This window comes from Chitinophagaceae bacterium, from assembly GCA_016710165.1.
Taxonomy (GTDB): domain Bacteria; phylum Bacteroidota; class Bacteroidia; order Chitinophagales; family Chitinophagaceae; genus Ferruginibacter.
Map to the genome: position 1 here is coordinate 72,156 of JADJLJ010000001.1, position 21,534 is coordinate 93,689.

General features: G+C 44.7%; 21 protein-coding genes and 1 pseudogene. 20 read left to right on the forward strand and 2 right to left on the reverse strand.

Features of this window, described 5'->3' with window-relative positions; all coding sequences use genetic code 11:
- Positions 1-86 precede the first annotated feature (86 nt).
- The 8 genes and pseudogenes from thrS to IPJ02_00320 all read left to right on the forward strand — a co-directional run bounded on the left by thrS (position 87) and on the right by IPJ02_00320 (position 7,422).
- A pseudogene (gene thrS, locus IPJ02_00285) lies at positions 87-2,022 on the forward strand (threonine--tRNA ligase).
- A gap of 118 nt (positions 2,023-2,140) precedes the next feature.
- The gene (locus tag IPJ02_00290) at positions 2,141-2,773 is read left to right on the forward strand and encodes a translation initiation factor IF-3 (GenBank protein MBK7374045.1); all 633 of its coding nucleotides are present in this window, start codon (positions 2,141-2,143) and stop codon (positions 2,771-2,773) included.
- 72 nt (positions 2,774-2,845) lie between these two features.
- The gene (gene rluF / locus IPJ02_00295; protein MBK7374046.1) at positions 2,846-3,583 is read left to right on the forward strand and encodes a 23S rRNA pseudouridine(2604) synthase RluF; all 738 of its coding nucleotides are present in this window, start codon (positions 2,846-2,848) and stop codon (positions 3,581-3,583) included.
- Between the two features lie 304 nt (positions 3,584-3,887).
- Positions 3,888-4,502 (forward strand): hypothetical protein, encoded by a 615-nt coding sequence (locus tag IPJ02_00300; protein ID MBK7374047.1) that lies wholly within the window; start codon positions 3,888-3,890, stop codon positions 4,500-4,502.
- Between the two features lie 233 nt (positions 4,503-4,735).
- Positions 4,736-4,933, forward strand: coding sequence for a 50S ribosomal protein L35 (gene rpmI / locus IPJ02_00305; protein MBK7374048.1), 198 nt, complete (start codon positions 4,736-4,738; stop codon positions 4,931-4,933).
- A 53-nt stretch (positions 4,934-4,986) separates the two neighbouring features.
- Positions 4,987-5,331, forward strand: a complete 345-nt coding sequence (gene rplT / locus IPJ02_00310) for a 50S ribosomal protein L20 (GenBank protein ID MBK7374049.1) — start codon at positions 4,987-4,989, stop codon at positions 5,329-5,331.
- 223 nt (positions 5,332-5,554) lie between these two features.
- Positions 5,555-6,952, forward strand: a complete 1,398-nt coding sequence (locus tag IPJ02_00315) for an arginine decarboxylase (protein MBK7374050.1) — start codon at positions 5,555-5,557, stop codon at positions 6,950-6,952.
- 14 nt (positions 6,953-6,966) lie between these two features.
- Complete coding sequence (locus IPJ02_00320) at positions 6,967-7,422, forward strand: nuclear transport factor 2 family protein (protein ID MBK7374051.1); 456 nt, start codon at positions 6,967-6,969, stop codon at positions 7,420-7,422.
- A gap of 87 nt (positions 7,423-7,509) precedes the next feature.
- Here IPJ02_00320 and IPJ02_00325 read toward each other — a convergent pair whose 3' ends face one another.
- On the reverse strand, positions 7,510-7,950 hold the full coding sequence (locus IPJ02_00325; GenBank protein MBK7374052.1) for an Hsp20/alpha crystallin family protein: 441 nt from the start codon (positions 7,948-7,950) through the stop codon (positions 7,510-7,512).
- A 247-nt stretch (positions 7,951-8,197) separates the two neighbouring features.
- Between IPJ02_00325 and IPJ02_00330 the strand changes: the two genes are divergently transcribed.
- From IPJ02_00330 to IPJ02_00375, 10 genes are all read left to right on the forward strand, one after another.
- Positions 8,198-8,614, forward strand: coding sequence for a BrxA/BrxB family bacilliredoxin (locus IPJ02_00330; GenBank protein ID MBK7374053.1), 417 nt, complete (start codon positions 8,198-8,200; stop codon positions 8,612-8,614).
- 248 nt (positions 8,615-8,862) lie between these two features.
- Positions 8,863-10,203 (forward strand): prolipoprotein diacylglyceryl transferase, encoded by a 1,341-nt coding sequence (locus tag IPJ02_00335; GenBank protein ID MBK7374054.1) that lies wholly within the window; start codon positions 8,863-8,865, stop codon positions 10,201-10,203.
- 193 nt (positions 10,204-10,396) lie between these two features.
- Positions 10,397-12,883, forward strand: coding sequence for a TonB-dependent receptor (locus IPJ02_00340; GenBank protein MBK7374055.1), 2,487 nt, complete (start codon positions 10,397-10,399; stop codon positions 12,881-12,883).
- Between the two features lie 84 nt (positions 12,884-12,967).
- The gene (locus tag IPJ02_00345) at positions 12,968-13,459 is read left to right on the forward strand and encodes a YajQ family cyclic di-GMP-binding protein (GenBank protein MBK7374056.1); all 492 of its coding nucleotides are present in this window, start codon (positions 12,968-12,970) and stop codon (positions 13,457-13,459) included.
- Positions 13,460-13,565: 106 nt separating this feature from the next.
- A complete protein-coding gene (locus IPJ02_00350; protein ID MBK7374057.1) occupies positions 13,566-13,820 on the forward strand; it encodes a type B 50S ribosomal protein L31 in 255 nt (84 codons plus the stop codon).
- A 103-nt stretch (positions 13,821-13,923) separates the two neighbouring features.
- Entirely contained in the window at positions 13,924-15,108 is a 1,185-nt protein-coding gene (locus IPJ02_00355; protein ID MBK7374058.1) for a glucose-1-phosphate thymidylyltransferase, read from the forward strand.
- A 13-nt stretch (positions 15,109-15,121) separates the two neighbouring features.
- Positions 15,122-15,883: a triose-phosphate isomerase gene (locus IPJ02_00360; protein ID MBK7374059.1), complete on the forward strand. Its 762-nt coding sequence runs from the start codon at positions 15,122-15,124 to the stop codon at positions 15,881-15,883.
- Between the two features lie 80 nt (positions 15,884-15,963).
- Positions 15,964-16,743, forward strand: coding sequence for a hypothetical protein (locus IPJ02_00365; GenBank protein ID MBK7374060.1), 780 nt, complete (start codon positions 15,964-15,966; stop codon positions 16,741-16,743).
- Between the two features lie 185 nt (positions 16,744-16,928).
- On the forward strand, positions 16,929-17,288 hold the full coding sequence (locus tag IPJ02_00370) for a polysaccharide biosynthesis C-terminal domain-containing protein (protein ID MBK7374061.1): 360 nt from the start codon (positions 16,929-16,931) through the stop codon (positions 17,286-17,288).
- Positions 17,285-18,463, forward strand: coding sequence for a glycosyltransferase family 4 protein (locus IPJ02_00375; GenBank protein MBK7374062.1), 1,179 nt, complete (start codon positions 17,285-17,287; stop codon positions 18,461-18,463). Before IPJ02_00370 ends, IPJ02_00375 begins: the two co-directional genes overlap by 4 nt.
- A gap of 14 nt (positions 18,464-18,477) precedes the next feature.
- On the opposite strand, the gene IPJ02_00380 is transcribed toward IPJ02_00375, so the two are convergent.
- A complete protein-coding gene (locus tag IPJ02_00380; protein MBK7374063.1) occupies positions 18,478-19,236 on the reverse strand; it encodes a methyltransferase domain-containing protein in 759 nt (252 codons plus the stop codon).
- A 106-nt stretch (positions 19,237-19,342) separates the two neighbouring features.
- Here IPJ02_00380 and IPJ02_00385 point away from each other — a divergent pair, with 106 nt between their 5' ends.
- Positions 19,343-19,789 (forward strand): peptidylprolyl isomerase, encoded by a 447-nt coding sequence (locus tag IPJ02_00385; protein ID MBK7374064.1) that lies wholly within the window; start codon positions 19,343-19,345, stop codon positions 19,787-19,789.
- Positions 19,790-20,349: 560 nt separating this feature from the next.
- A complete protein-coding gene (locus IPJ02_00390) occupies positions 20,350-21,498 on the forward strand; it encodes a hypothetical protein (GenBank protein ID MBK7374065.1) in 1,149 nt (382 codons plus the stop codon).
- Positions 21,499-21,534 lie beyond the last annotated feature (36 nt).

A 21,534-nucleotide genomic window follows, 5' to 3' on the forward strand; every position in this document is an offset into this window, starting at 1 on the left:
AAAGATATTTTAGATAAATTTTTAAGTCGCTAATACTTCGTTAAATTTGCAGCCTGGAAGCCTGTAAAAGACTGGCTTATAAAGATATGATAAAGATAACACTACCGGATGGTGCAGTAAGGGAATACGAAAAAGGTACATCTGCTTATAGCATTGCCAGATCGATCAGCGAGGGCTTGGCAAAGAAAGTACTGGCTGCCAGTATTAACGGGCAGGTTTGGGATGCCACAAGACCCATAAATGAAGATGCTTCACTTAAATTACTGACCTGGGATGATGCCGATGGAAAATCAACCTTCTGGCATTCGTCTGCTCACCTGATGGCAGAAGCAGTGGAGAGCCTTTTTCCAGGCGTGAAATTCTGGGTAGGCCCTGCCATTGAAAAAAGGTTTTTATTATGATATGGACCTGGGCGACCGCAAGATGACAGAAGAAGACCTGGCGGTACTGGAGAAAAAAATGAATGAACTGGCCAGGCAGAATAACAATTACCAGCGGAGCGAAAGATCCAAGGCCGAAGCAATAAAATATTTTGCCGATAAAGGGGATGAATATAAACTCGACCTCTTGCAAAACCTGGAAGACGGATCCATCACTTTTTATACACAGGGTAATTTTACCGATCTCTGCCGGGGCCCTCATATCCCTTCCACGGGTGCCATTAAGGCCATTAAGCTGACAAGCGTGGCCGGTGCATACTGGAAAGGAGATGAAAAGAACAAACAACTCACCCGGGTTTATGGTGTTACATTCCCCAATCAAAAAGAACTGGATGAATACCTTGCCATGCTGGAAGAAGCAAAAAAAAGGGATCATCGCAAGCTGGGGAAGGAACTGGGTATTTATACCATGGATGACCAGGTTGGCCCCGGGCTGATTTTATGGATGCCAAATGGCACCTTGATCATTGAAGAGCTGGAGAAACTGGCAAAAGAAACGGAGAATGCTGCCGGTTATAAAAGAGTGGTAACCCCGCATATTGCAAAAGAAAGCATGTATCTCACCAGCGGCCATTTGCCTTATTATGCAGACAGTATGTTCCCGCCCATGGAAATGGATGGAGAACGGTATTACCTGAAGGCGATGAACTGCCCGCACCACCACAAAATATTTGATGCCGAACAGAAGAGTTATAAGGACCTTCCTTACCGCATTGCGGAATACGGAACCTGTTACCGGTATGAACAAAGTGGTGAATTATTCGGCCTGATGCGGGTGCGCTGCCTGCACATGAACGATGCCCATATCTACTGCAGCAAAGACCAGTTTGCACAGGAGTTCAAGGCGGTGAATGACATGTACCTGAAGTACTTTAAAATATTCGGTATTGATAAATATGTGATGCGCCTTTCTTTACATGACCCTGAAAAGCTGGGGCAGAAATATGTAAATGAACCAGAACTTTGGCTGGAGACAGAAGAACTGGTAAGAAAAGTATTGATCGAGACCGGGGTTCCCTTCGTTGAAGTAAAGGGTGAGGGGGCTTTTTATGGTCCAAAGATCGACGTGCAGATATGGAGTGCGATCGGCCGTGAATTTACCCTGGCAACCAACCAGGTTGATTTTGCACAGTCCCGCAGTTTCAAACTGTCATTTACCAACCAGAATAACCAGCCGGAAGTTCCCCTGATCATTCACCGGGCCCCATTGGGCACCCACGAACGGTTCATTGGCTTTTTGCTGGAGCATTATGCCGGCAAATTCCCTACCTGGCTGGCCCCCCTGCAGGTGAAGATCCTGCCCATCAGCGACAAATTCATGGATTATGCAAATACTATTTTGCAAACGCTGAAAAAAGCAGATATTCGTGCAGAGATTGATGACCGGAATGAAAAGATCGGAAAGAAGATCCGGGACACAGAAATAGCCCGGGTGCCTTATATGCTGGTGATCGGCGAAAAGGAAATGAATGAAGGAAAAGCATCGATCCGCCGGCAGGGTAAGGGCGATCTTGGGGCAAAAGATGTGAAGGAATTTGTGGGAGAGATCGTTTCTGAAATAAAAGAAAGAAGAGAAGAATAAATAAAATTTTGCTAAGAGAATAAATGAGAAAAAGAGTTAAATAGAATTATTTCTCTTTTGCTTCTTTCCTTTTTCTATCTCTTAGCCACTAAACAAAATTGTAAACTAAAAATTTTAAATGGCATTTCCACCAAGACCCAGGGGGGCATTCAATCCCCGTTTTAGAAAAGAACAACAACAGGAACACCGTACCAACCACATGATAAAAGTCCCCGAGGTACGGTTGGTAGGGGAAAATGTAGAAGTAGGTGTCTACTCCACCCAGGACGCATTAAAGATCGCACAATCCCAGGAACTGGACCTGGTGGAAATCTCCCCGGGCGCCAATCCGCCGGTGTGCAAGATCATTGACTATAATAAGTTTTTGTACGAGGAGAAGAAGAAGAAGAAGGAGATGAAGGCGAAATCAAAGACCAGTGAGGTTAAAGAGATACGGTTCACGCCCAATACCGATGACCATGACTTTGAGTTCAAGGTAAAGCATGCCGAAAAATTCCTGACGGATGGGGATAAAGTAAAAGCACATGTGCAGTTCAAGGGCCGTGCCATCATGTTCAAGGAAAGAGGGGAATTGTTATTGTTAAAATTTGCCGACCGTCTTAAAGATGTTGGTGCTCTGGAAGGGTTGCCAAAAATGGAAGGAAAAAGAATGCTGGTGATGTTTGCACCCAAGGCGCAGCAAAAGAGAAGGACCTCAGAACTCGGCAAACTGGTTTCCTCCGAAAAGCTTGAGCCAAAAGAACCGAAATAATAAAAGATCACCATTTCATATAAAAGGCTTTAAAAAGCCTTTTTTTATTTTTGACAATACCGGATACCAGCAATGGACACCAGCCTCAATAAATATATCAGCGAATCAGGTTTCTGCTCCCGCCGGGAAGCGGATAAGTATATTGAACAGTTGCGGGTAACCATCAATGGCGTGGAAGCGCTGAAAGGAAACCGGGTAAAGGAAGGCGATATTGTGCTGGTGGATGGCGAACCCATCCGCAAAAAGAAGGAAACCGTTTACCTGGCGCTTAATAAGCCCAAAGGCGTTACCTGTACCACCGACCTGAAGGATAAGACCAACATCATTGACTATGTAAATTTCAAGACCCGGATTTTTCCCATTGGCCGGCTGGATAAGCGTAGTGAGGGATTGATATTTTTGACCAATGACGGGGATATTGTCAATAAGATACTCCGTGCAGGCAACCGGCATGAAAAGGAATACATTGTCACTGTGGATAGGCCCATCAGCCCGGATTTTATCCAGAAAATGCGGGGCGGGGTCCGGATACTTGGAACAGTGACCCAAAAATGCTTTGTTAAGCAGGAGGGGTCCAACCGGTTCAGGATCATCCTCACCCAGGGACTGAACCGGCAGATCCGCCGCATGTGTGAGGTGCTGGGCTATAATGTAGAAACCCTCAAACGTACCCGTATCATGAGCATGACCCTGGGTGGATTACCACCCGGTAAATGGCGTTATTTTACCGCGGCTGAGATCGGAACCATCAATGAAATGCTTAAGAACTCCAGTAAAACGGCAGAGGGGAGTGAGGGGATGGATGAGTAAAATGATGATGATTATCATCTGGTAATAAAAGTAATATCAGCATTGTTTTTTCTGCAGGGAATTATAATTGTATCGCTTTAATTACATGGCAATGCAATATGGATTCTTCAATTTAAGGAACTTACTTTTTTTATTCTTTTTTCAGGCAGCATCCTTTTTATCCCTGAACGGGCAAACGCTCACGCTGTATACGTTTCCCCCGCCCCGTCCGTATAAATGGAAAAACCCACACAGTTTGCTCGTAAGTACGGTCCGTAATTATTATTCAAAGACCCGGTTACATCAAAGGAGAATATTGGGTCATATGGTTATTGAGTTAAGAAAAGACAGTACCGTATTTTTGACCGGTATGGCATTGGATGACATGGGGGGCTTTAGAAAATCGATCTTCAATGACAAAATCGGACTGGGGGTGTTGTTTAAGCTGGCTCCCGGGCACCTGGAAGAAACGCACCAGGTAAAAAATGAACTCACCGCCCGTATTGAATCTTCGGATGCAGCCTTCATTACTTTTAAATTAACTGATTCGGCCTACAACTACCTCATTTCATATATCGATTCATTTAAATTAATGGGGTACGACAGACTCTATAACGGGTTAAATATGCCAAGGGCCGGTAAGGGCAGCGGGTGTACAGCGTTTGGTATCAGTTTCCTGGAGTTGATAAATGCCCTGTTACCGGAATTCCGGGATCACTGGGCGGTTAGCGTAAATATTCCTGAGAGGCTCATAGGCGACAGCGCATCTGCTAAAAAAGTAAGCTTTTGGCGTATATTATTTTCATTCAGGTGGGCCCGGGATGGCCGGCCACATCGTAAATTGATCCTGTATGAACCCTATTTGATCTACAAATGGATCAATGAGGTTTGGGAAAAGGGCCAGGATAAACCCAATTCCGGATACCGTTTTTACAAGTAGGCGGTATCCGGGGGGTAGAGGTTGATTGCAGGCATCAATTCGTCATTTCTCCTATGTTTGTAAAGTAAAGGGCTGTAACAAAAAACTTCCGTCAATAGCCCGGATTCTCCATATTTCCCCTTATCTTTGCGGCCCGAAAAAGAAAAGCTCTTTTTCCAGACATTTCCCACAAGGCTCAAAAAGTTCCCATCCGTTTGGGGCGCCAGCAGGGAGTAACTAAAAACAGTTATGTAATGCCAAAGGTTAAAACCAACAGCAGCGCCAAGAAGCGCTTTAAAGTTACCGGTACCGGTAAGATCACTTTCCAGAAAGCTTTTAAACGTCACATCCTCACCAAAAAATCAACCAAGCGCAAGCGTGCTATGCGTAAAGACGGTGTGGTCAGCGACGCCAACATGCATTTTGTAAGAAGGTTACTCGGACTTAAATAAACCGTGATTTCGGACTTATAACTTATAACTTTCAACTTTTAACTAATTAAGATATGCCACGTTCAGTAAATGCAGTAGCCAGCAGGGCCCGCCGCAAAAGAATATTAAAAGCTGCCAAAGGATTCTATGGCAAGCGTAAAAATGTATACACCGTTGCCAAAAACGTAATGGAAAAGGGCTTAACATACAGCTATGTTGGCCGTAAATTAAAAAAGCGTGAATACCGTACGTTGTGGATCGCACGTATCAACGCAGCCGTAAGGGAGCAGGGAATGACGTACAGCGAATTCATCAACAAATTGAACACTAAAAAGATCGATCTGAACCGCAAGGTACTGGCAGACCTGGCCATGAATGAGCCGGAAACATTTAAAAAACTGGTAGAGTCCGTAAAGTAAGACAGCTCGTAAATTTATACCAGCCGGGTGTGATGATCTCATGCCCGGTTTTTTTATGCCCAACCTCACCCCCTCCCGATAGCTATCGGGACTCTCCCGGGGAGAGGGGAGTACAGGCCCTGCTGTTTTTGAAAGTATTTTAAAGAAAGAAATTTACCCTGAAAAAAAGTGATTCTGTTACATTTGTAAAAATATTAGTCACCTTAATCAAGCAGTACAGTAAATGGATAATACCTATACCGACCTGGTGCACCAGACCTTTAATTTTCCGCAGGAAGACTTTAAAGTAAAAAACGATTACCTGCAGTATAACGACCTTGACATAAAAGCCCTGATCGACAAGTATGGCACTCCATTGAAACTCACCTACCTGCCGAAAATAGGTAACCAGATAAACAAGGCCAAGCGGATGTTTGCGGCCGCATTCAAGAAGTATAAATATGAAGGGGAATACAATTACTGTTACTGCACCAAAAGTTCGCACTTCTCTTTCATTGTGGAAGAGGCGCTGAAAAATGATATTCACCTGGAAACATCCTTTGCCTATGATATCGAGATCATCAAGAAGCTGTATGCAAAAAGAAAGATCAACAAGGATATCTATATCATCTGCAACGGGTACAAGCAAAAGTCATACACCAGCCGGATCGCCGGTTTGCTGAACAGCGGGTTCAAAAACGTGATCCCCATACTGGATAACGTGGATGAGTTAAGGGCCTATATCAAATCCGTGAAGGTTCCCTTCAACCTGGGTATCCGGGTGGCGGCGGAAGAAGAACCGAGTTTCCCTTTTTATACGTCCCGTTTGGGTATCCGTGCCAAAGACATCCTGGAGTTTTATGTTGATAAGATCGAAGGAAATGAACACCGTTTCCAGTTGAAGATGCTGCATATATTTTTGAACAAAGGCATCAAGGATGATATCTATTACTGGAGTGAACTCAATAAAGTGATCAACCTCTATTGCCAGTTGAAGAAGATCTGCCCTGAACTGGACTCCATAAATATCGGTGGCGGCTTCCCCATCAAGCACTCATTGGGTTTTGACTACAACTACCAGTTCATGATCAATGAGATCGTCCGGAACATAAAAGTGGCCTGCAAAAAAAGCAAAGTGCCCATGCCGAATATTTTTACGGAATTCGGAAGTTACACTGTGGGAGAGAGCATGGCACATATCTACAGTGTGATCGGCCAGAAAATGCAGAACGACCGGGAAACCTGGTACATGATCGATTCTTCCTTCATTACTACCTTGCCCGATACATGGGGTATTGGTGAGAAGTTCCTGATGCTGCCGATAAACAAATGGGACAATGAATATCACCGGGTGGTATTGGGGGGCATCACCTGCGACAGCCATGATTATTACGACAGTGAAGAACACATCAATGAGGTATTCCTGCCAAAGATCAGTAACGGGGAGCCGCTATACGTCGGCTTCTTCCATACAGGCGCGTACCAGGACCAGATAAGCGGGTATGGCGGCATCAAGCATTGCCTGATCCCTTCACCCAAGCATATCATTGTGGGGTATGATAAGAACGGGAAACTGACGGATTGGGTTTATGCAAAGGAACAGACTGCCCAGAGTATGATGAAAATACTGGGATATAAATAAGTAAATTATAAGCCATGAAATATTATGTTGTTTTTTTTCTATCCTTTTTCTTATCTCTTACTGTAACGGCCCAGACGGCAGAAGATTCTGTTAAGGCGGTGGTCAACGATCTTTTTACTGCCATGAAGAATGCAGATCCCGTTTTGCTGAAGTCTGTCTTTGCCGACAGCGCCATTCTTCAAACCATTACACGAAACAAAGAGGGTAAAACGGAGGTGAAGACCGATGAAGTTTCCGGGTTCATTGATTTTGTCGGTAAGCAGGCAAAAGATGCCGCAGATGAGCGCATCAGTTTTGATGTGATACGGATAGATGGACCGCTTGCCATTGTATGGACGCCCTATAAATTCTATTTCAACGGGAAATTCAGCCATTGCGGGGTGAATTCTTTCCAGTTGGTACGGTTCAATGGCAACTGGAAGATCCAGTACCTGATCGATACCAGGCGAAGGGCTGGTTGTGAGCAGTAAAATAAAAGCCTTCCCACGACTGGGAAGGCTTTCCCGGTATAACCGGGAACAAACCAACTGTATGCTCATTTATGAAAACTACTGCTTTTACTGGATCGTTATTTCTTTGCTGCCATTCTTTACTTCTTCTTTCTTGGGCAGTTCCAGGGTAAGAATACCGTTTTCGTACTTAGCCGAAATATTGGCGGTATCAATTCTTTCGTCAATGGTAAAGCTGCGTTTGAAAGCTTTCTGACCGAATTCCCTGCGGATCATCTTATCCGTTTCTGTGCTGTTCTCTGTTTTCTTCTCCGCGCTGATGGTCAGGATCCTCTCATCCAGTTTTACATTGAAATCTGTTTTGTCCATTCCCGGAACGGCCAGTTCAACCTGGTAGAGGTCTTTTTTTTCAACGATGTTTGCCGGGGGAAAATGAAGCACATCTTCCCTCAGTGCCTTACCAAAGGTCAATGGCAGGTCGTTGAATAATTCGTTCATTAATCCGTCGAAGGATTTGTTGATGGGGTTGTTAACTTTTACGAGTGTCATAGCTATTATTTTTTTGTTTTTGAATTGTTGTTCGGGAGTAATTCTTCAAATGCCGTTCCACGGGTTTTTTCAAGACAAAATTTCTAATTCCGTATTTTTTAAAAGTCATAATGGCTGCGGAAGCCGGTTGCCGGTGTCATAATTTCCGGTTCCGGCAATTTCGATATTGGGAAATCTGTGCCCGGGATCAGGAGTAATTGAGGAGAACTGCCTAATTTTGTATCATCATTAAAATAAAAGGAAAAATATGTACCCGGAAGAAATAGTAATACCGATGAAAGAAGAGCTGACGGAGAATGGCTTTTCTGAATTATTGACGGCCGACGCGGTAGAAAAGGCCCTTGCCGAAAAAGGAACAACCCTGGTTATGATCAATTCTGTATGCGGCTGCAGTGCCGGTACGGCCAGGCCCGGGGTTTTAATGGCTGTAAGCAATACCGCAAAAAAGCCAGACCAGATCACAACCACTTTTGCCGGCTTTGATATTGAGGCGGTAAAAAAATTAAGAGAGCACCTGTTGCCTTATCCCCCGTCATCACCTGCTATTGCCCTTTTCAAAGACGGGCAACTGGTACATTTCATCGAGCGGCATAATATAGAAGGCCGCAGTGCCCGGATGATCGCTGATAACCTGATCGGTGCTTTTGATCAATATTGCAATTAAGTATGTACATATAAGAGATCCCACCAGGCCTCCCGTTGACCGGGAGGTTTTTTTATGATTGTAAAAGTGGCCGGTGAGAACACCGGCCACGGCGGTCAACCGCAAACCGGTAAACGAAATTTTCATTTCTATGCAGCTTTTAAGAGATCTCACCACGGCCTCCTGTTTAACAGGAGGTTTTGTTTTTCCCCTGCGTTAAATAAATGAATATATTGCATTCCTATTTTTAAAACATATCAACTAAGCCGATGTATCCCAATTTATATTATGCATTTAAAGACTGGTTTGGAGTGGAGTGGAAAGCCCTGTATTTTTTAAATACATTCGGGCTGATGGTTGCCATGGGCTTTGTGGCTGCCGCGATCGTTTTGAGCAAGGAATTACAGCGAAGGGAAAAACTGGGCCTGTTGCATCCCCGGCAGGAGATGATCATGGTGGGTAAGCCGGCATCCGTAAGCGACCTGCTGATAAATGCGCTGGTGGGATTTGTTTTTGGTTACAAACTGATCGGCCTGTTCTTCAGCAAACCCGATGATGTAAATCCGCAGGACTATATTTTTTCAGGCGACGGAAGTGTTATCGGCGGCTTACTGGTTGCCATTATATTGACCGGGCTGAAGTGGTGGGACAAGAACAAGCAAAGGCTGAAAGAACCGGAGAACCGCAATGTACGCATCTGGCCGCACGACAGGGTGGGAGATATAATAATACTCGGGTTGGTATTTGGCATAATCGGTGCAAAGCTTTTTGACAACCTGGAGAACTGGGATGACTTTATCAAGGATCCTGTTGGGCGCATGCTTTCAGCCAGCGGGCTTACTTTTTATGGTGGCCTGATCCTGGCAGCGATCGCCATTTGCTGGTATGCGGTTAAAAAGGGGATAAAGGTTGTACACCTTGTAGACTCGGCAGCATTGGCCCTGTTGATTGCTTACGCAGTTGGCCGTATTGGCTGCCAGGTGGCAGGTGATGGTGATTGGGGTGTTTATAACAGCGCTTATGTTACAAATGAAGCCGGTACTGTGGTGGAAGCAGGACCAGGTGATTTTGAAAAAGGACTTCAGAAGCATTCGACCTATTTTCTGAATGGAGTGGCGGTGGAGAAGAATTCCCTTGGACAGGATAGTTCGGTGTTTGTGACCGACCGGAAATACGGGGATATCAGCCATGTTCCTCACCGGTCTTTTAAAGCTCCTTCCTTCTTACCCGTATGGATGGTTGCTTATACCTATCCCAACAATGTGAATAAGGACGGGGTAAAGATCGCCGGTTGTGAGGGTGAACATTGCCGGGCCTTGCCCATGCCTGTTTTTCCAACTCCGTTTTACGAGACCATACTATGTACACTCCTCTTTATTATTTTATGGAGCATTCGGAAAAAGATAAAAGTACCTGGTGTAATGTTTGGTATATATCTCATTTTGAATGGATTAGAAAGATTCTCTATCGAATTGATACGTGTTAATAACACATACAGCTTATTTGGCTTTCACCCTACCCAGGCCGAGATCATATCCATTTGCCTCGTATTGGCGGGTATCGTTTTGATCCTGTTTGCCAGGCAGCGGGCAGCAAAAGAGGCTTCCTGAGTTCAAATTTTCTTTCCCCGGCCTTGTAACCATTCTTTTATTTCTACGTATATAGGGATATTGCCAATTATCCCTGAAAATTACCGCCCAATACAAAACAATGTACTATGTTAAACCAAGTACCTACTTTTGTGAAGTAGTTATCAAAGTATATAACTACATTCATTAATAGCCAAAAACAAAAAGTAAAGCCATGAAACAATTTTTCAGCCTGCTGGCTGCTATGAGCATCGCCGTATGCAGTTATGCACAATCCGGTGGTAAAGTAACCGGAAGTATCAAAGACGGGGGTAATCAGAAAATAATTGATGCCGCCTCTGTATCTCTCTTAAATACAAAAGATTCCAGTTTGGTAAAAACTGCCGTTGCCGACAAGAACGGGAATTTCACTTTCGAAAACTTAAAAGATGGTAATTACCTGGTCATGGCCACATCACTGGGTCATTCCAGGAGTTACAGCAGATCTTTCAGCATTTCTTCCGGCCAGGAAACCGTGGCCCTGGAAGTTTTGCAATTGCTGCCGGTAAGTAAGAACCTGCAGGAGGTTTCAGTAAGCTCTAAAAAGCCGCTGATCGAAAGAAAACTTGACCGTACCATTGTTAACGTAGATGCATCCATTACCAATGCGGGCAATACGGCGCTTGAAGTGCTGGAAAAATCTCCGGGCATTACCGTTGATAAAGATGGCAATATCAGCCTGAAAGGTAAATCGGGCGTGGTAATTTATCTTGACGGACGTCCGAGCTACCTGAGTGGTCCCGACCTGGCCAATATGCTGCGTAACATGACTGCCAGCCAGCTGGAGCAGATCGAGATCATGACCAATCCTCCTGCAAAATATGATGCAGCAGGTAATGCAGGTGTCATCAATATCAAAACAAAAAAGAATAAGCAGTTTGGATATAACGGCAGCATCACCAGCGGTTACACACAGGGCAGGTATGCCAGGTTCAATGAGTCGGTAAGTTTCAATTACCGCAACCAGAAGGTGAACTTCTATTCAACCCTGAATTATAACCGTAACCATAGGTCAGAGGAACTTTACATAACAAGGAACTTCCGTGAAAGTGCTACCAAGGAGATCAAATCCATCTTTGACCAGAAAACAAGCATGGAGAACCAGCGGCATTATTACAATGCCAAGATCGGTGCGGATTTCTTTGTTTCTAAAAAAACAACGCTGGGCGTGGGTGTTAACGGGTTTTACAATCCAAGTACCTGGGAAAGTGTATCCAGCACGGATATCTTCGATCCGAATCATGTGCTTACCAGTAAAACCGGTGCAACTACCCGTAATGATGAGAAATGGAAGAACTTCAGCGGCAACGTAAACTTCCGCACCGTGCTGGATTCTGCCGGACAGGAGATCACCGCCGATGTGGATTATGTACAATACAGTGCAACAAGCAGTCAGCCCCTTACCAGTTATTATTATGATGCGATGGGCAACCTTACCCAGGCACCCGATCTTTTGCTGGGAACCCTTCCAACCGATATCAGGATCTACAGCGGCAAGATCGATTACAGCCTGCCCCTAAAGAAGGGAGCAAAGTTTGAAGCCGGGATCAAATCAAGCTATGTGAAGACAGATAATGATGCCCGCTACGACAGTGTGAAAACAAATTATATGGTACTGGACAGTGGCCGCAGCAATCATTTTGTGTATGATGAGAATATCAATGCTGCCTATGTGAACTACAGCAGGCCCCTTGGTAAAAAATGGAGTGCACAACTTGGTTTGCGCCTGGAGAACACCAATGCAAACGGTGTTTCAAAAGGGTATGCTTTCAATACCCCGGAAAACAGGTTTGTGTATACCGAAACAAAATTCAAAAGGTCGTACTCGCAGCTTTTCCCAACGGTTTACCTGCAGTACACTGCCAGTGAAAAGAACCAGTTTGTCATCAACTACGGAAGAAGGATCCAGCGACCTGATTATGAGGACATGAACCCGTTCGTTCACTTCATCGACCGGTATACCTTTGAGCAGGGAAACCCGAACCTGAGCCCCCAGTTTGCGCATAACATTGAGTTGAGCCATACCTACAAAGGGTTTCTGACCACTACGGTTAACTATACCAACACCACCAATATCATGCAGCAGGTGCTGGAGCAGAACGAGGTGAGCAATGAGACCTTTATTAAAAAGGCCAACATTGCCAACAGCAAGCAACTGGGCCTGGCTGTGTCAGCCAATAAATCAATAACCAAATGGTGGAGCGCCAATGTGTATACAAATGTTTACAACAACCATTTTAAAGGGGTGGTTAATAACGACCCCATTTCAATAGGCGTTACCACATTCCTGGCCCAGATGCAGCACCAGTTCAAATTCAAAAAGGGATGGGCAGCTGAGTTAAGCGGATTCTACCGTTCCAAAGGCCTGGAAGGTGTTATCTACATCAAGCCGATCGCACAGGTGAATGCAGGCTTCAGCAAACAGGTGCTCAAGAACAAGGGCAGCATCCGCCTGAATGTACGGGATATCTTTGCCGGGGGCGTATTCAAAGGCTACAGCAAATACAGCAACGTGGATGCCCAGTTCAGAAATGTGAACGACAGCCGTGCGGTATCTGTAAGCTTTACGTACAGGTTCAGTAAGGGTAAACTGAAAGCAGGGAGCAGTAAGAAAAATGGCGGCGCCAGTGATGAGCAGAACAGGGTAAAAAGCGGTAACTAAGAAGATATTCAAGAACTGGCCCTTTTTGTAAAAACCTGTCGTCTTTGTGCGACAGGTTTTTTACTTTTGAAAAAAAATACCACTATGCCATCATTTGACCTTGTAAGCAAAGTTGACCTGCAGACGCTTGACAACGCTATAAATGTTACGACCAAGGAAATAACCAACCGCTTTGATTTTAAAGGCTCGCATGTAGTGATCGACCTTGATAAAAAGGCGTTCAAAGTAAACCTGGAGGCCGACAGTGAAATGAAGATAAACCAGATCACCGATGTGATGATCAGCCGGAGTATGAAGCAGGGCCTGGCGGGAGAGATCTATGACCTGAGCAAGGAACCCCACCAGAGTGGAAAAGTGGTGAAAAAAGAGGTCCCGGTAAGAAACGGTATAAAACAGGAAGATGCCAAGAAGATCGTAAAACTGATAAAAGACAGCGGGTTAAAGGTACAGGCTGCTATTATGGACGATATCATACGGGTAACCGGCAAAAAGATCGATGACCTGCAGGACGTTATCCAGGCTTCCAAAGGCTGGGGGCTGGGTATCCCATTACAATATATTAATATGAAGAGCTAAAGAGGCAATTTTTTGATGTTTCAACGGTAAAAATCCAATATTTTGCCCTATCTTTGCCGCTTTAATAATCAGTACGGCAAAATCCGTACATAAACCATAACAAATTATGAAACAAGGCATTCACCCCGGAAATTACAGGCTGGTCGTTTTTAAGGACATGAGCAACGGGACCCAGTTTTTAAGCCGGTCTACAGCTCCTTCAAAAGAAACGGTTGTTTATGAAGACGGAAAAGAATACCCGGTGATCAAACTGGAGATCTCAAATACTTCTCATCCTTTCTATACCGGTAAGAACGTACTGGTGGATACAGCAGGACGTATTGATAAATTCAACAAGCGGTACGAAAAAAAAGCAAAATAATTTAATTCAGATCACTATCTTTATTTAAAGTTTGTTTTTCATGGCTATACTTTAAGTCCCTTCGGTTCTCCGGGGGGATTTTTATTTTTAGTAGTTTTACCACATGCAAAAGATCATTTTTACAGAAGAATACTGTAAACCGGAGAACCTCCATCCCTTTACCTATACCCGCCACATCCAGGATATCCGTATTGGTATCCTGACCATACGGGAAAAATGGGAGCGTTACCTGAAGATATTATCGGCAAACAAATGGGAAGATCATTACCTCGACAACGAACAATCCATCAAGATAGAAAAGGGCATTGGCAGGGATGATTACCTGCTGGTACATGCCAATGTTCTGCCAACGGCTGCGGTGATCAGCAAAATAAAAAAATTAAAGAATGGCGAATTCCTTTTTTCCGGAACAGAAGGAGGAGTGGCGTATAAATTCTCGAATAAAGAGGTGTTGGGACTGCATAAAATAAAAGTTAGTTATTCTGTAGAATACCGGGGCGACCTGAAAGCCATCCATTATCCCTGGCAGATCTTTCAACTGAACGACTGGGCACTCCGGGAAGATTTTTCCCTGATCACCGGTAAAAGAAGATCGAAAGCAATATCCGGAACAAACAAAACCGTTAAGCCTTCTCAGATCTTCCTGGAGCCAGGTGTGAAAATGGAGCATTGCTTTTTGAACGCAGAAGACGGGCCAATCTATATTGGCAAGAATGCCACCATCATGGAAGGTGCCAGCATCAGGGGGCCGGTGGCCATTTGCGAAGGCGCCGTGATTAAAATGGGAACTAAAATATACGGGGCAACCACCATCGGCCCGTTTTGTACGGTTGGCGGGGAAATAAAGAACTCTGTTTTATTTGCTTACAGCAATAAGGCCCATGATGGCTACCTGGGCGACAGCGTATTGGGAGAGTGGTGTAACCTGGGAGCCGGCACAACCAACAGCAATGTAAAAAATAATGCCGGGGAAGTTAAATACTGGCTTGATGCAGATAAAAAGGAAATGGCGGCAGGTAATAAGGGAGGCTTGCTGATGGGGGATTATTCAAAAGCAGCGATCAATACTTCTTTTAATACCGGCACCGTGGTGGGTGTTTGCTGCAATGTGGTCTCACCCGGCCTTACCCCCAAGCTGATCCCAAACTTCTCCTGGGGAGTGGATGGGATCACAAAATACAAACTGAACAAAGCACTGGTGGATATTGATAACTGGAAAAAAATGAAAGGGACCAGCATCACCGGCCGGGAAAAGCAGGTATTGACAGATATTTACAAACTATACTAAAACTCAACTGACCATGCGTAAACAAATTGCTGCGGCAAACTGGAAAATGAACCTGACCCTGCAACAGGCAGAAAAATTAATGGATGAACTGACCTCGATCCCGCATAACCTGAACGAAAACCAGGAGGCCGTTTTTGGGGTCCCGTTCCCGTACCTGGTCAGCATAAAAAACAAACTGGCAGGGAAAAAAAATGCCTTTGTTGCTGCACAGAACTGTTACGATAAAAAAAGCGGTGCCTATACCGGCGAAGTAAGTGCCGAAATGCTTAAAAGCATCAACGTGGATTACGTGATACTCGGCCACAGCGAACGCCGGGAATATTTCAATGAAAGCCACGCCATGCTGGCTGCCAAAGTGAATATCTGCCTGGAGAACGGGTTAAAACCCATTTTTTGTTGCGGAGAGCCTTTATCAGTGCGGGAAGCCGGTAATGAGAATTCATATGTTGAAACGCAATTGAAAGAAAGCCTTTTTCACCTGACTGCTGAGCAGCTGACCGGTTTTGTGATAGCGTATGAACCCATCTGGGCCATTGGTACCGGCAAAACAGCCAGCAATGAACAGGCACAGCAAATGCATGCACACATACGCAGTGTAATGGCAAAACAATATGGTGAAGCGGTTGCAGACAGCATCTCCATTCTTTATGGCGGAAGCGTGAAAGCGAACAATGCAAAAGAGATATTTGGTCAACCGGATGTGGACGGTGGATTGGTGGGAGGGGCCAGCCTTGTTGCTGCAGACTTTGCAACCATCATCAACAGCCTTAAGTGACCAGGTTAAACAAGGGCGTATAATTTTTACCGCTATATCCTTCCAGGTAAGTTGTATAAACAACTACATCTTCAATAATTATGCAGGCAGGCAGAACCTTATTTCAGAGTATCGTGTGGAGGGGCCTGTACTATGTGGCGGCATTCATAATAAATATCCTGATCGCCCGTCATTTCCAGGCATCCGTAAGCGGCGTCGTTTATTATATCAGCAGTATTTATGCCCTGGTCCTTCTTTTCTTAAGCCTGGGTCTTGAATCAGGCATCATATATTTCGCTGCCAGGAACGGGATACCTCTGGCCAGGCTCTTCAGCTTTTCAATTGCCTGGTCATTACTGGCAGGGTTATCAGTTTTCTTTGTTGTTTATTTTTTCTTCCCCGGTGAGCATGTCCGGATCCCGGGACCTTTGTTACTTTTTTCTTCGGTGTGCTTTATTTCAGGCAACCTGCTTACCAGCTATTGTTCCGGTTTTTATTATGCCCGCAATGATTTTATCCTTCCCAATGCGGTCAATATAACCTGCACCATCATCCTGGTAATCGTGCTGCCTTATGGGGGCAGGTCTGTGATACCCGGCATCAGCAACGAAAATTATTTTTATGTTTACTTCGGTTCATTTTTGGTGCAGGGCATTTGGGTGGCTGCAGCAACGAAGATAAAATACATAAAGAGCGGGTTTCAGCAATTATTGTCCCTTGCAGAATTCCGGCTTTTATTCCGCTATTGTGCAATGGCCTTTGCAGGAAATCTTATTTATTTTCTTTTATACCGGGTGGATTACTGGTTTGTTGAAAACTACTGCACACCCGAACAACTGGGTAATTATATCCAGGTTTCAAAACTGGGGCATCTTTTTTAATAGTACCTACGATCCTTGCCAGTGCTGTTTTCCCGATCACGGCCGGAGGTAAAAAAGAGAACCTGGCGCAATTACTGACCCTGCTGTCAAGAAGCATATTCTTTGTTTACCTTTTTGTATGTGTTGTATTGATCCTGACCGGGCAATGGCTTTTTCCCTTTGTATTCGGTGAAAGCTTCTCCGGGATGTACATGCCGTTCTTATTTCTTATACCGGGTATATTGTCCCTGTCGGGATTGTTTACCCTCACCGCTTATTTTGCCGGGAACAACCAGGTGAAAAAAAATATGCTTGGGGCCCTTTATGCGCTTGCCCTTGTTTTAGCAGGGAATATGCTCTTCATCCCGAAGTACGGGATCAACGCTGCAGCATTGATCAGCAGCCTGGGTTACATGGTCTATCACGTTTATATACTCGGGTCATTCAGCAGGGAACATAAGATCCCGTTCAGCGACTTTTATATTTTCCGGTACGGCGATTGGGTAAAGATCCGTAAGGGCCTTTTGAATATTTTTACAAAGAGCGATATTGCCGATCATGCATGATGACGAATAGCCAACATACCATACTTGCACTGCCTTCCTGGTATCCCTCTGAACTGGATGCTTTTAACGGCGACTTTATTCAACGGCATATACAGGCGATCGCCCTGCATTGCCGGCAGTATGTTATTTATGTTGTAAAGGATGAGAAGGGATCGGTCACAAAGGATATAAGTACGGTGGTAAATGAAAGAGAGAATTATACGGAAAAGATCATTTACTATCATTCCCCTGCCTCGGGAATAGGTTTCATTGACCGGTTCTTATCTCATCAAACGTATAAACGGATACTGAAAAGATCCATAGCCCAATACGTGTCTCAACAGGGCAAACCCACCCTGGTGCATGTTCATGTGGCCATGAAAGCCGGCATCGGGGCGCTTTGGGCAAAACACAAATACGGGGTCCCGTATATCATTACCGAAAACTGGACGGGTTATTACCGGCAAAGCGTACCCAATATTCACGGCCAGAATATCTTTTTAAAAAGGGCACTGGCCTCGGTAATAAAAGAAGCAAAACGGGTCGTGCCCGTCAGTAATGATCTTGCTGGAAGAATAAAAGAGAACTTTGGTGAAATAAAATACCAGGTAATACCCAACGTGGTGAACAGAGATATTTTTTTTTATGACCCAAAGGATGTCCCCCGGTTCCGGTTCATACATCCATCCTATCTTTCTTACCAAAAGAATCCCGATGGAATGCTGGAGGCATGTAAGATATTGAAGCAGCGGGGGTACAGTTTTGAACTGCTGTTTTTAGGCAGTACCGATCAGCGGTTGACGGAAAAAGCCAGGTTGATGGGATTGCTGGATGAGACCGTTTTCTTTAAACCACTGCTCCCTTATACGGAAGTGGCAAAGCAAATGCAGGATTCTTCTGCCTTACTGATGTTCAGCCGTTTTGAGAATTTACCCTGTGTCATTTTAGAAGCTTTGTGTTGCGGCCTGCCGGTCATAAGCAGCCGGGTAGGCGGTATTGCGGAAGTGATAGATGAACGCAACGGCATCCTGGTGGAAAGTGAAAATGTTGACCAGTTGGCGGATGCTATGCAACAACTGGTGGACAACCATTCTTTATATAACGGACAAACCATATCATCGGATGCAATTGCCCGGTTCAACTATGATACGGTAGGAGCTCAATATCGTTCACTATATAAGGAGATCAGCAGCTGATGTGGAGGAAATGATTACCTGGTATCCATGATTCGTTTTTTCCCGATCACCAGAAAATCACAGGAAACATATTTACTGTTCAGGTTCTCAAAATTTATCCAGAAGAAGACCGCTTTTATGACCCTTACCAGCCGTAGTACCTGTAGCCCGAAAAAATGCTGCATTTTGCCCTGGTCGCCATCCAGCCAGAAATGCAGGCCACCGCAATAGCCGGCAAACAATATGTCAAAACCATTTTTTTCCAATTGCTCTTTCCAGGCAGGCAGGTCCATGGCAGCCAGCACATGCTTTTTCGAACCCCGGCTGTTGAACAACCGGTAGAACAGGTTTGAAATGCCGTTCTTCAGGTTGGGAGCGCCAATAACGATAAAACCATCCGTGTTCACGTGCAGGCAATGTTTATCTATGATCTCTTTATAGTTTTCGAAATGCTCTATAAAACCAAAGGAAGCAACCACCCCATATTTCTTTTCTTCGGGCATTGCCAGGAAATCCTCCAGGAGTATCTCCCCAACCCGGTACCCGTACTTTTCCAGGTTATGTTTTGTTTCGGGGGTGCGGGTGGTCAGGTCGATGCCATGCAGGGTATACCCCAGGTCGCCAAAAATGGAAAGGTACCTTCCCGGGTAACAGCCGATCTCTATTACGCTGTTGCCGGCTGTAACGGGAATATGTTTATTGATGAGCAGTCTTGTATAATCTTTTGCAGATGGTCTTTCAAAATCAAAGGAAGCATTGGTATCATCCCAAAAGCTTTGAGGGGCCTTGTTCATGTTTATACGGGTCTTCAATTTTATGCCAATGTAGCATTTTTTATTTTTGGTAATTCTGAAAGCCAACCCTTACATTCGCAATAAATAAACGGTAAAACAAACTTACATGAGCGAACCAACACTTTCACACGGCGAGATACATACGAACAAGGGGGTAATGAAATTTGAATTGTACGACGATGATGCCCCCATTGCAGTGGCTAATTTCAAGAAACTGGCTGGCCAGGGATTTTACAACGGACTTGCTTTTCACCGGGTGATCCCGGACTTTATGATCCAGGGTGGTTGCCCCAACGGAAACGGCACCGGTGGTCCCGGTTACAGCATCAATTGTGAACTGACCGGTGTAAAACAGATCCACGACCGGGGAGTGATGTCGATGGCGCACCGGGGCCGCAACACGGGTGGGTCACAGTTTTTTATATGCCATAACCGCAGCAATACAAAACACCTCGACGGGGTTCATACCTGCTTTGGAAAAGTGACTGAGGGACTGGATGTGGTGGATGATATCCGGGGAGGAGATGTGATCGAAAAAATAATACTTACCTGACCAGTTATGATACCGGCCGGTCCGGGCAACAAAATTCCCCATGCAGGTATGTTGCCTGTATGAGGAATTAATTTTTCCTTCTACATGGTTTGTTTTACCAGGCGAGGTAAGCGATCAGTGCCATGATAGCATAATAGCCGGCAATAATTCCAATGGCAGTAAATACGTCGCTGATCTCAGGTGAATAGAACTTTTTCATAACCTACGATTAAAAATTAAAAAATTTAATTGAAGGTTTTCGTAAAATACAGGATTGCGTAGTAAAAAGTTAAATCCTGGGGGAACGGCTGGTCAGAGGGTGTCGGATCGGGTGCAAGATAATACCAAAAAAAATTCCATGCAAGCGTTTTTTAAATTATCTCCTGCCTTTCTGTATGGTTACCGGGAAACTGCATCCGGGGGCAAAAACCCTCCTGAAGGGGTATCATTTTGCTCATTTTTACTATATATTTTATTATTCTCCGGGTGGCATTGTTTGTCACATTTTTTTCACAATGAATCAATTACATAATCAGCAGATATGTTTTTTAGTAATTTTAAACAAATTTTACTAACCAGTCATGAATAATACCTTCAGGTGCGTTTCCCTAACTGCATCACTGATACTGTTTAACTTCCTCATTGCCCCTGCCCAGAATACCTATGTTGCCAAATATGAAAATTCCGGTGTTTTTGCCGGCATCGAAGTAGGGTCTAAGGGCGTTAAGATGAGCCTGCTTGAAATAGATAAGAATGCCAGGCAGACCGGTTCATTCAGCATCATCAAGGACACTACGATCAATACCGATTTCATTTCATTCACCCAGTCAACCTACCTGTCTACCGTGGGAGCATTGAATACCCTGTATGATGTGGCCGTAAAGGACTATAAGATCCCTACCGGTAATATTTTTACTGCGATAAGCAGCGGGGTGAACATCCAGGCCGAAAAGGAGAATAAGCTGAACTGGATCGACCAGTTGATCAATGCATTCCGGTTTAATTTTAATGAGCCCGAACGGAAGGTCACCGTTATCGATGTAAAAGAAGAAGCCCGGTTATCGCACCTGGGCATTGTACCCGATTCCAGGCGTTACAACACGTTCCTGATCGATATCGGAAGCGGAAATACCAAGGGCGGTTATTTTCCGAACGGCAATACAAAGGATTTTAAGCTTTTCCAGCTGAGCTGGGGCACCAAGAGTGTGTCCAATACCGCAGAGAAAAAAATGGAATCAGATAACAGCATGGATAATTACAACCGTCAACTGGCGCGGGTGTTGTCCGGTGCAGAGAATACGGAGATCATCTATGCCGTGAATGAAAGTGGTTCATTTCCCATGAGTGATAATGTTGCTTTCAGCGGGGGTATTGCCTGGTCGCTGGCCACGCTGATGTTCCCCGAACTGATCGAGAATTCGGTTGTGCCGGTAACCTATGAAGAGGTCCTTGGCTTCAGCGAAAAGCTGGCACATAATTATTCAACAATGTCAGACTATTACCTGATCAAGGCCATGGGGGATAAAAGTCTCGACATGAACGTTATTAACCGGGAAACAAAAAGGGTGAAACAGGTGTTCGACCAACGATCGCTGATGGCAGGCACCGGTCTTTTGCTCAAGATCATGCGTCAGTTTGAAAGCATCAATGAACGAAAGAATTTTTACCTGGTCAAAAATGGTTCTGTTGGCTGGATATCGGCCTATGTAAATCAAAATACGCTCAAATAAACCTCTTTAAAAATTCCCGCATACCCAGAGATGAAA

Bases quoted from the DNA above. Each gene is read 5' to 3' on its own strand.
- IPJ02_00290 (MBK7374045.1), top strand. From the start codon at position 2,141: ATGGCATTTCCACCAAGACCCAGGGGGGCATTCAATCCCCGTTTTAGA.
- rluF (MBK7374046.1), top strand. From the start codon at position 2,846: ATGGACACCAGCCTCAATAAATATATCAGCGAATCAGGTTTCTGCTCC.
- IPJ02_00300 (MBK7374047.1), top strand. From the start codon at position 3,888: ATGGTTATTGAGTTAAGAAAAGACAGTACCGTATTTTTGACCGGTATG.
- rpmI (MBK7374048.1), top strand. From the start codon at position 4,736: ATGCCAAAGGTTAAAACCAACAGCAGCGCCAAGAAGCGCTTTAAAGTT.
- rplT (MBK7374049.1), top strand. From the start codon at position 4,987: ATGCCACGTTCAGTAAATGCAGTAGCCAGCAGGGCCCGCCGCAAAAGA.
- IPJ02_00315 (MBK7374050.1), top strand. From the start codon at position 5,555: ATGGATAATACCTATACCGACCTGGTGCACCAGACCTTTAATTTTCCG.
- IPJ02_00320 (MBK7374051.1), top strand. From the start codon at position 6,967: ATGAAATATTATGTTGTTTTTTTTCTATCCTTTTTCTTATCTCTTACT.
- IPJ02_00325 (MBK7374052.1), bottom strand. From the start codon at position 7,950: ATGACACTCGTAAAAGTTAACAACCCCATCAACAAATCCTTCGACGGA.
- IPJ02_00330 (MBK7374053.1), top strand. From the start codon at position 8,198: ATGTACCCGGAAGAAATAGTAATACCGATGAAAGAAGAGCTGACGGAG.
- IPJ02_00335 (MBK7374054.1), top strand. From the start codon at position 8,863: ATGTATCCCAATTTATATTATGCATTTAAAGACTGGTTTGGAGTGGAG.
- IPJ02_00340 (MBK7374055.1), top strand. From the start codon at position 10,397: ATGAAACAATTTTTCAGCCTGCTGGCTGCTATGAGCATCGCCGTATGC.
- IPJ02_00345 (MBK7374056.1), top strand. From the start codon at position 12,968: ATGCCATCATTTGACCTTGTAAGCAAAGTTGACCTGCAGACGCTTGAC.
- IPJ02_00350 (MBK7374057.1), top strand. From the start codon at position 13,566: ATGAAACAAGGCATTCACCCCGGAAATTACAGGCTGGTCGTTTTTAAG.
- IPJ02_00355 (MBK7374058.1), top strand. From the start codon at position 13,924: ATGCAAAAGATCATTTTTACAGAAGAATACTGTAAACCGGAGAACCTC.
- IPJ02_00360 (MBK7374059.1), top strand. From the start codon at position 15,122: ATGCGTAAACAAATTGCTGCGGCAAACTGGAAAATGAACCTGACCCTG.
- IPJ02_00365 (MBK7374060.1), top strand. From the start codon at position 15,964: ATGCAGGCAGGCAGAACCTTATTTCAGAGTATCGTGTGGAGGGGCCTG.
- IPJ02_00370 (MBK7374061.1), top strand. From the start codon at position 16,929: ATGTACATGCCGTTCTTATTTCTTATACCGGGTATATTGTCCCTGTCG.
- IPJ02_00375 (MBK7374062.1), top strand. From the start codon at position 17,285: ATGATGACGAATAGCCAACATACCATACTTGCACTGCCTTCCTGGTAT.
- IPJ02_00380 (MBK7374063.1), bottom strand. From the start codon at position 19,236: ATGAACAAGGCCCCTCAAAGCTTTTGGGATGATACCAATGCTTCCTTT.
- IPJ02_00385 (MBK7374064.1), top strand. From the start codon at position 19,343: ATGAGCGAACCAACACTTTCACACGGCGAGATACATACGAACAAGGGG.
- IPJ02_00390 (MBK7374065.1), top strand. From the start codon at position 20,350: ATGAATAATACCTTCAGGTGCGTTTCCCTAACTGCATCACTGATACTG.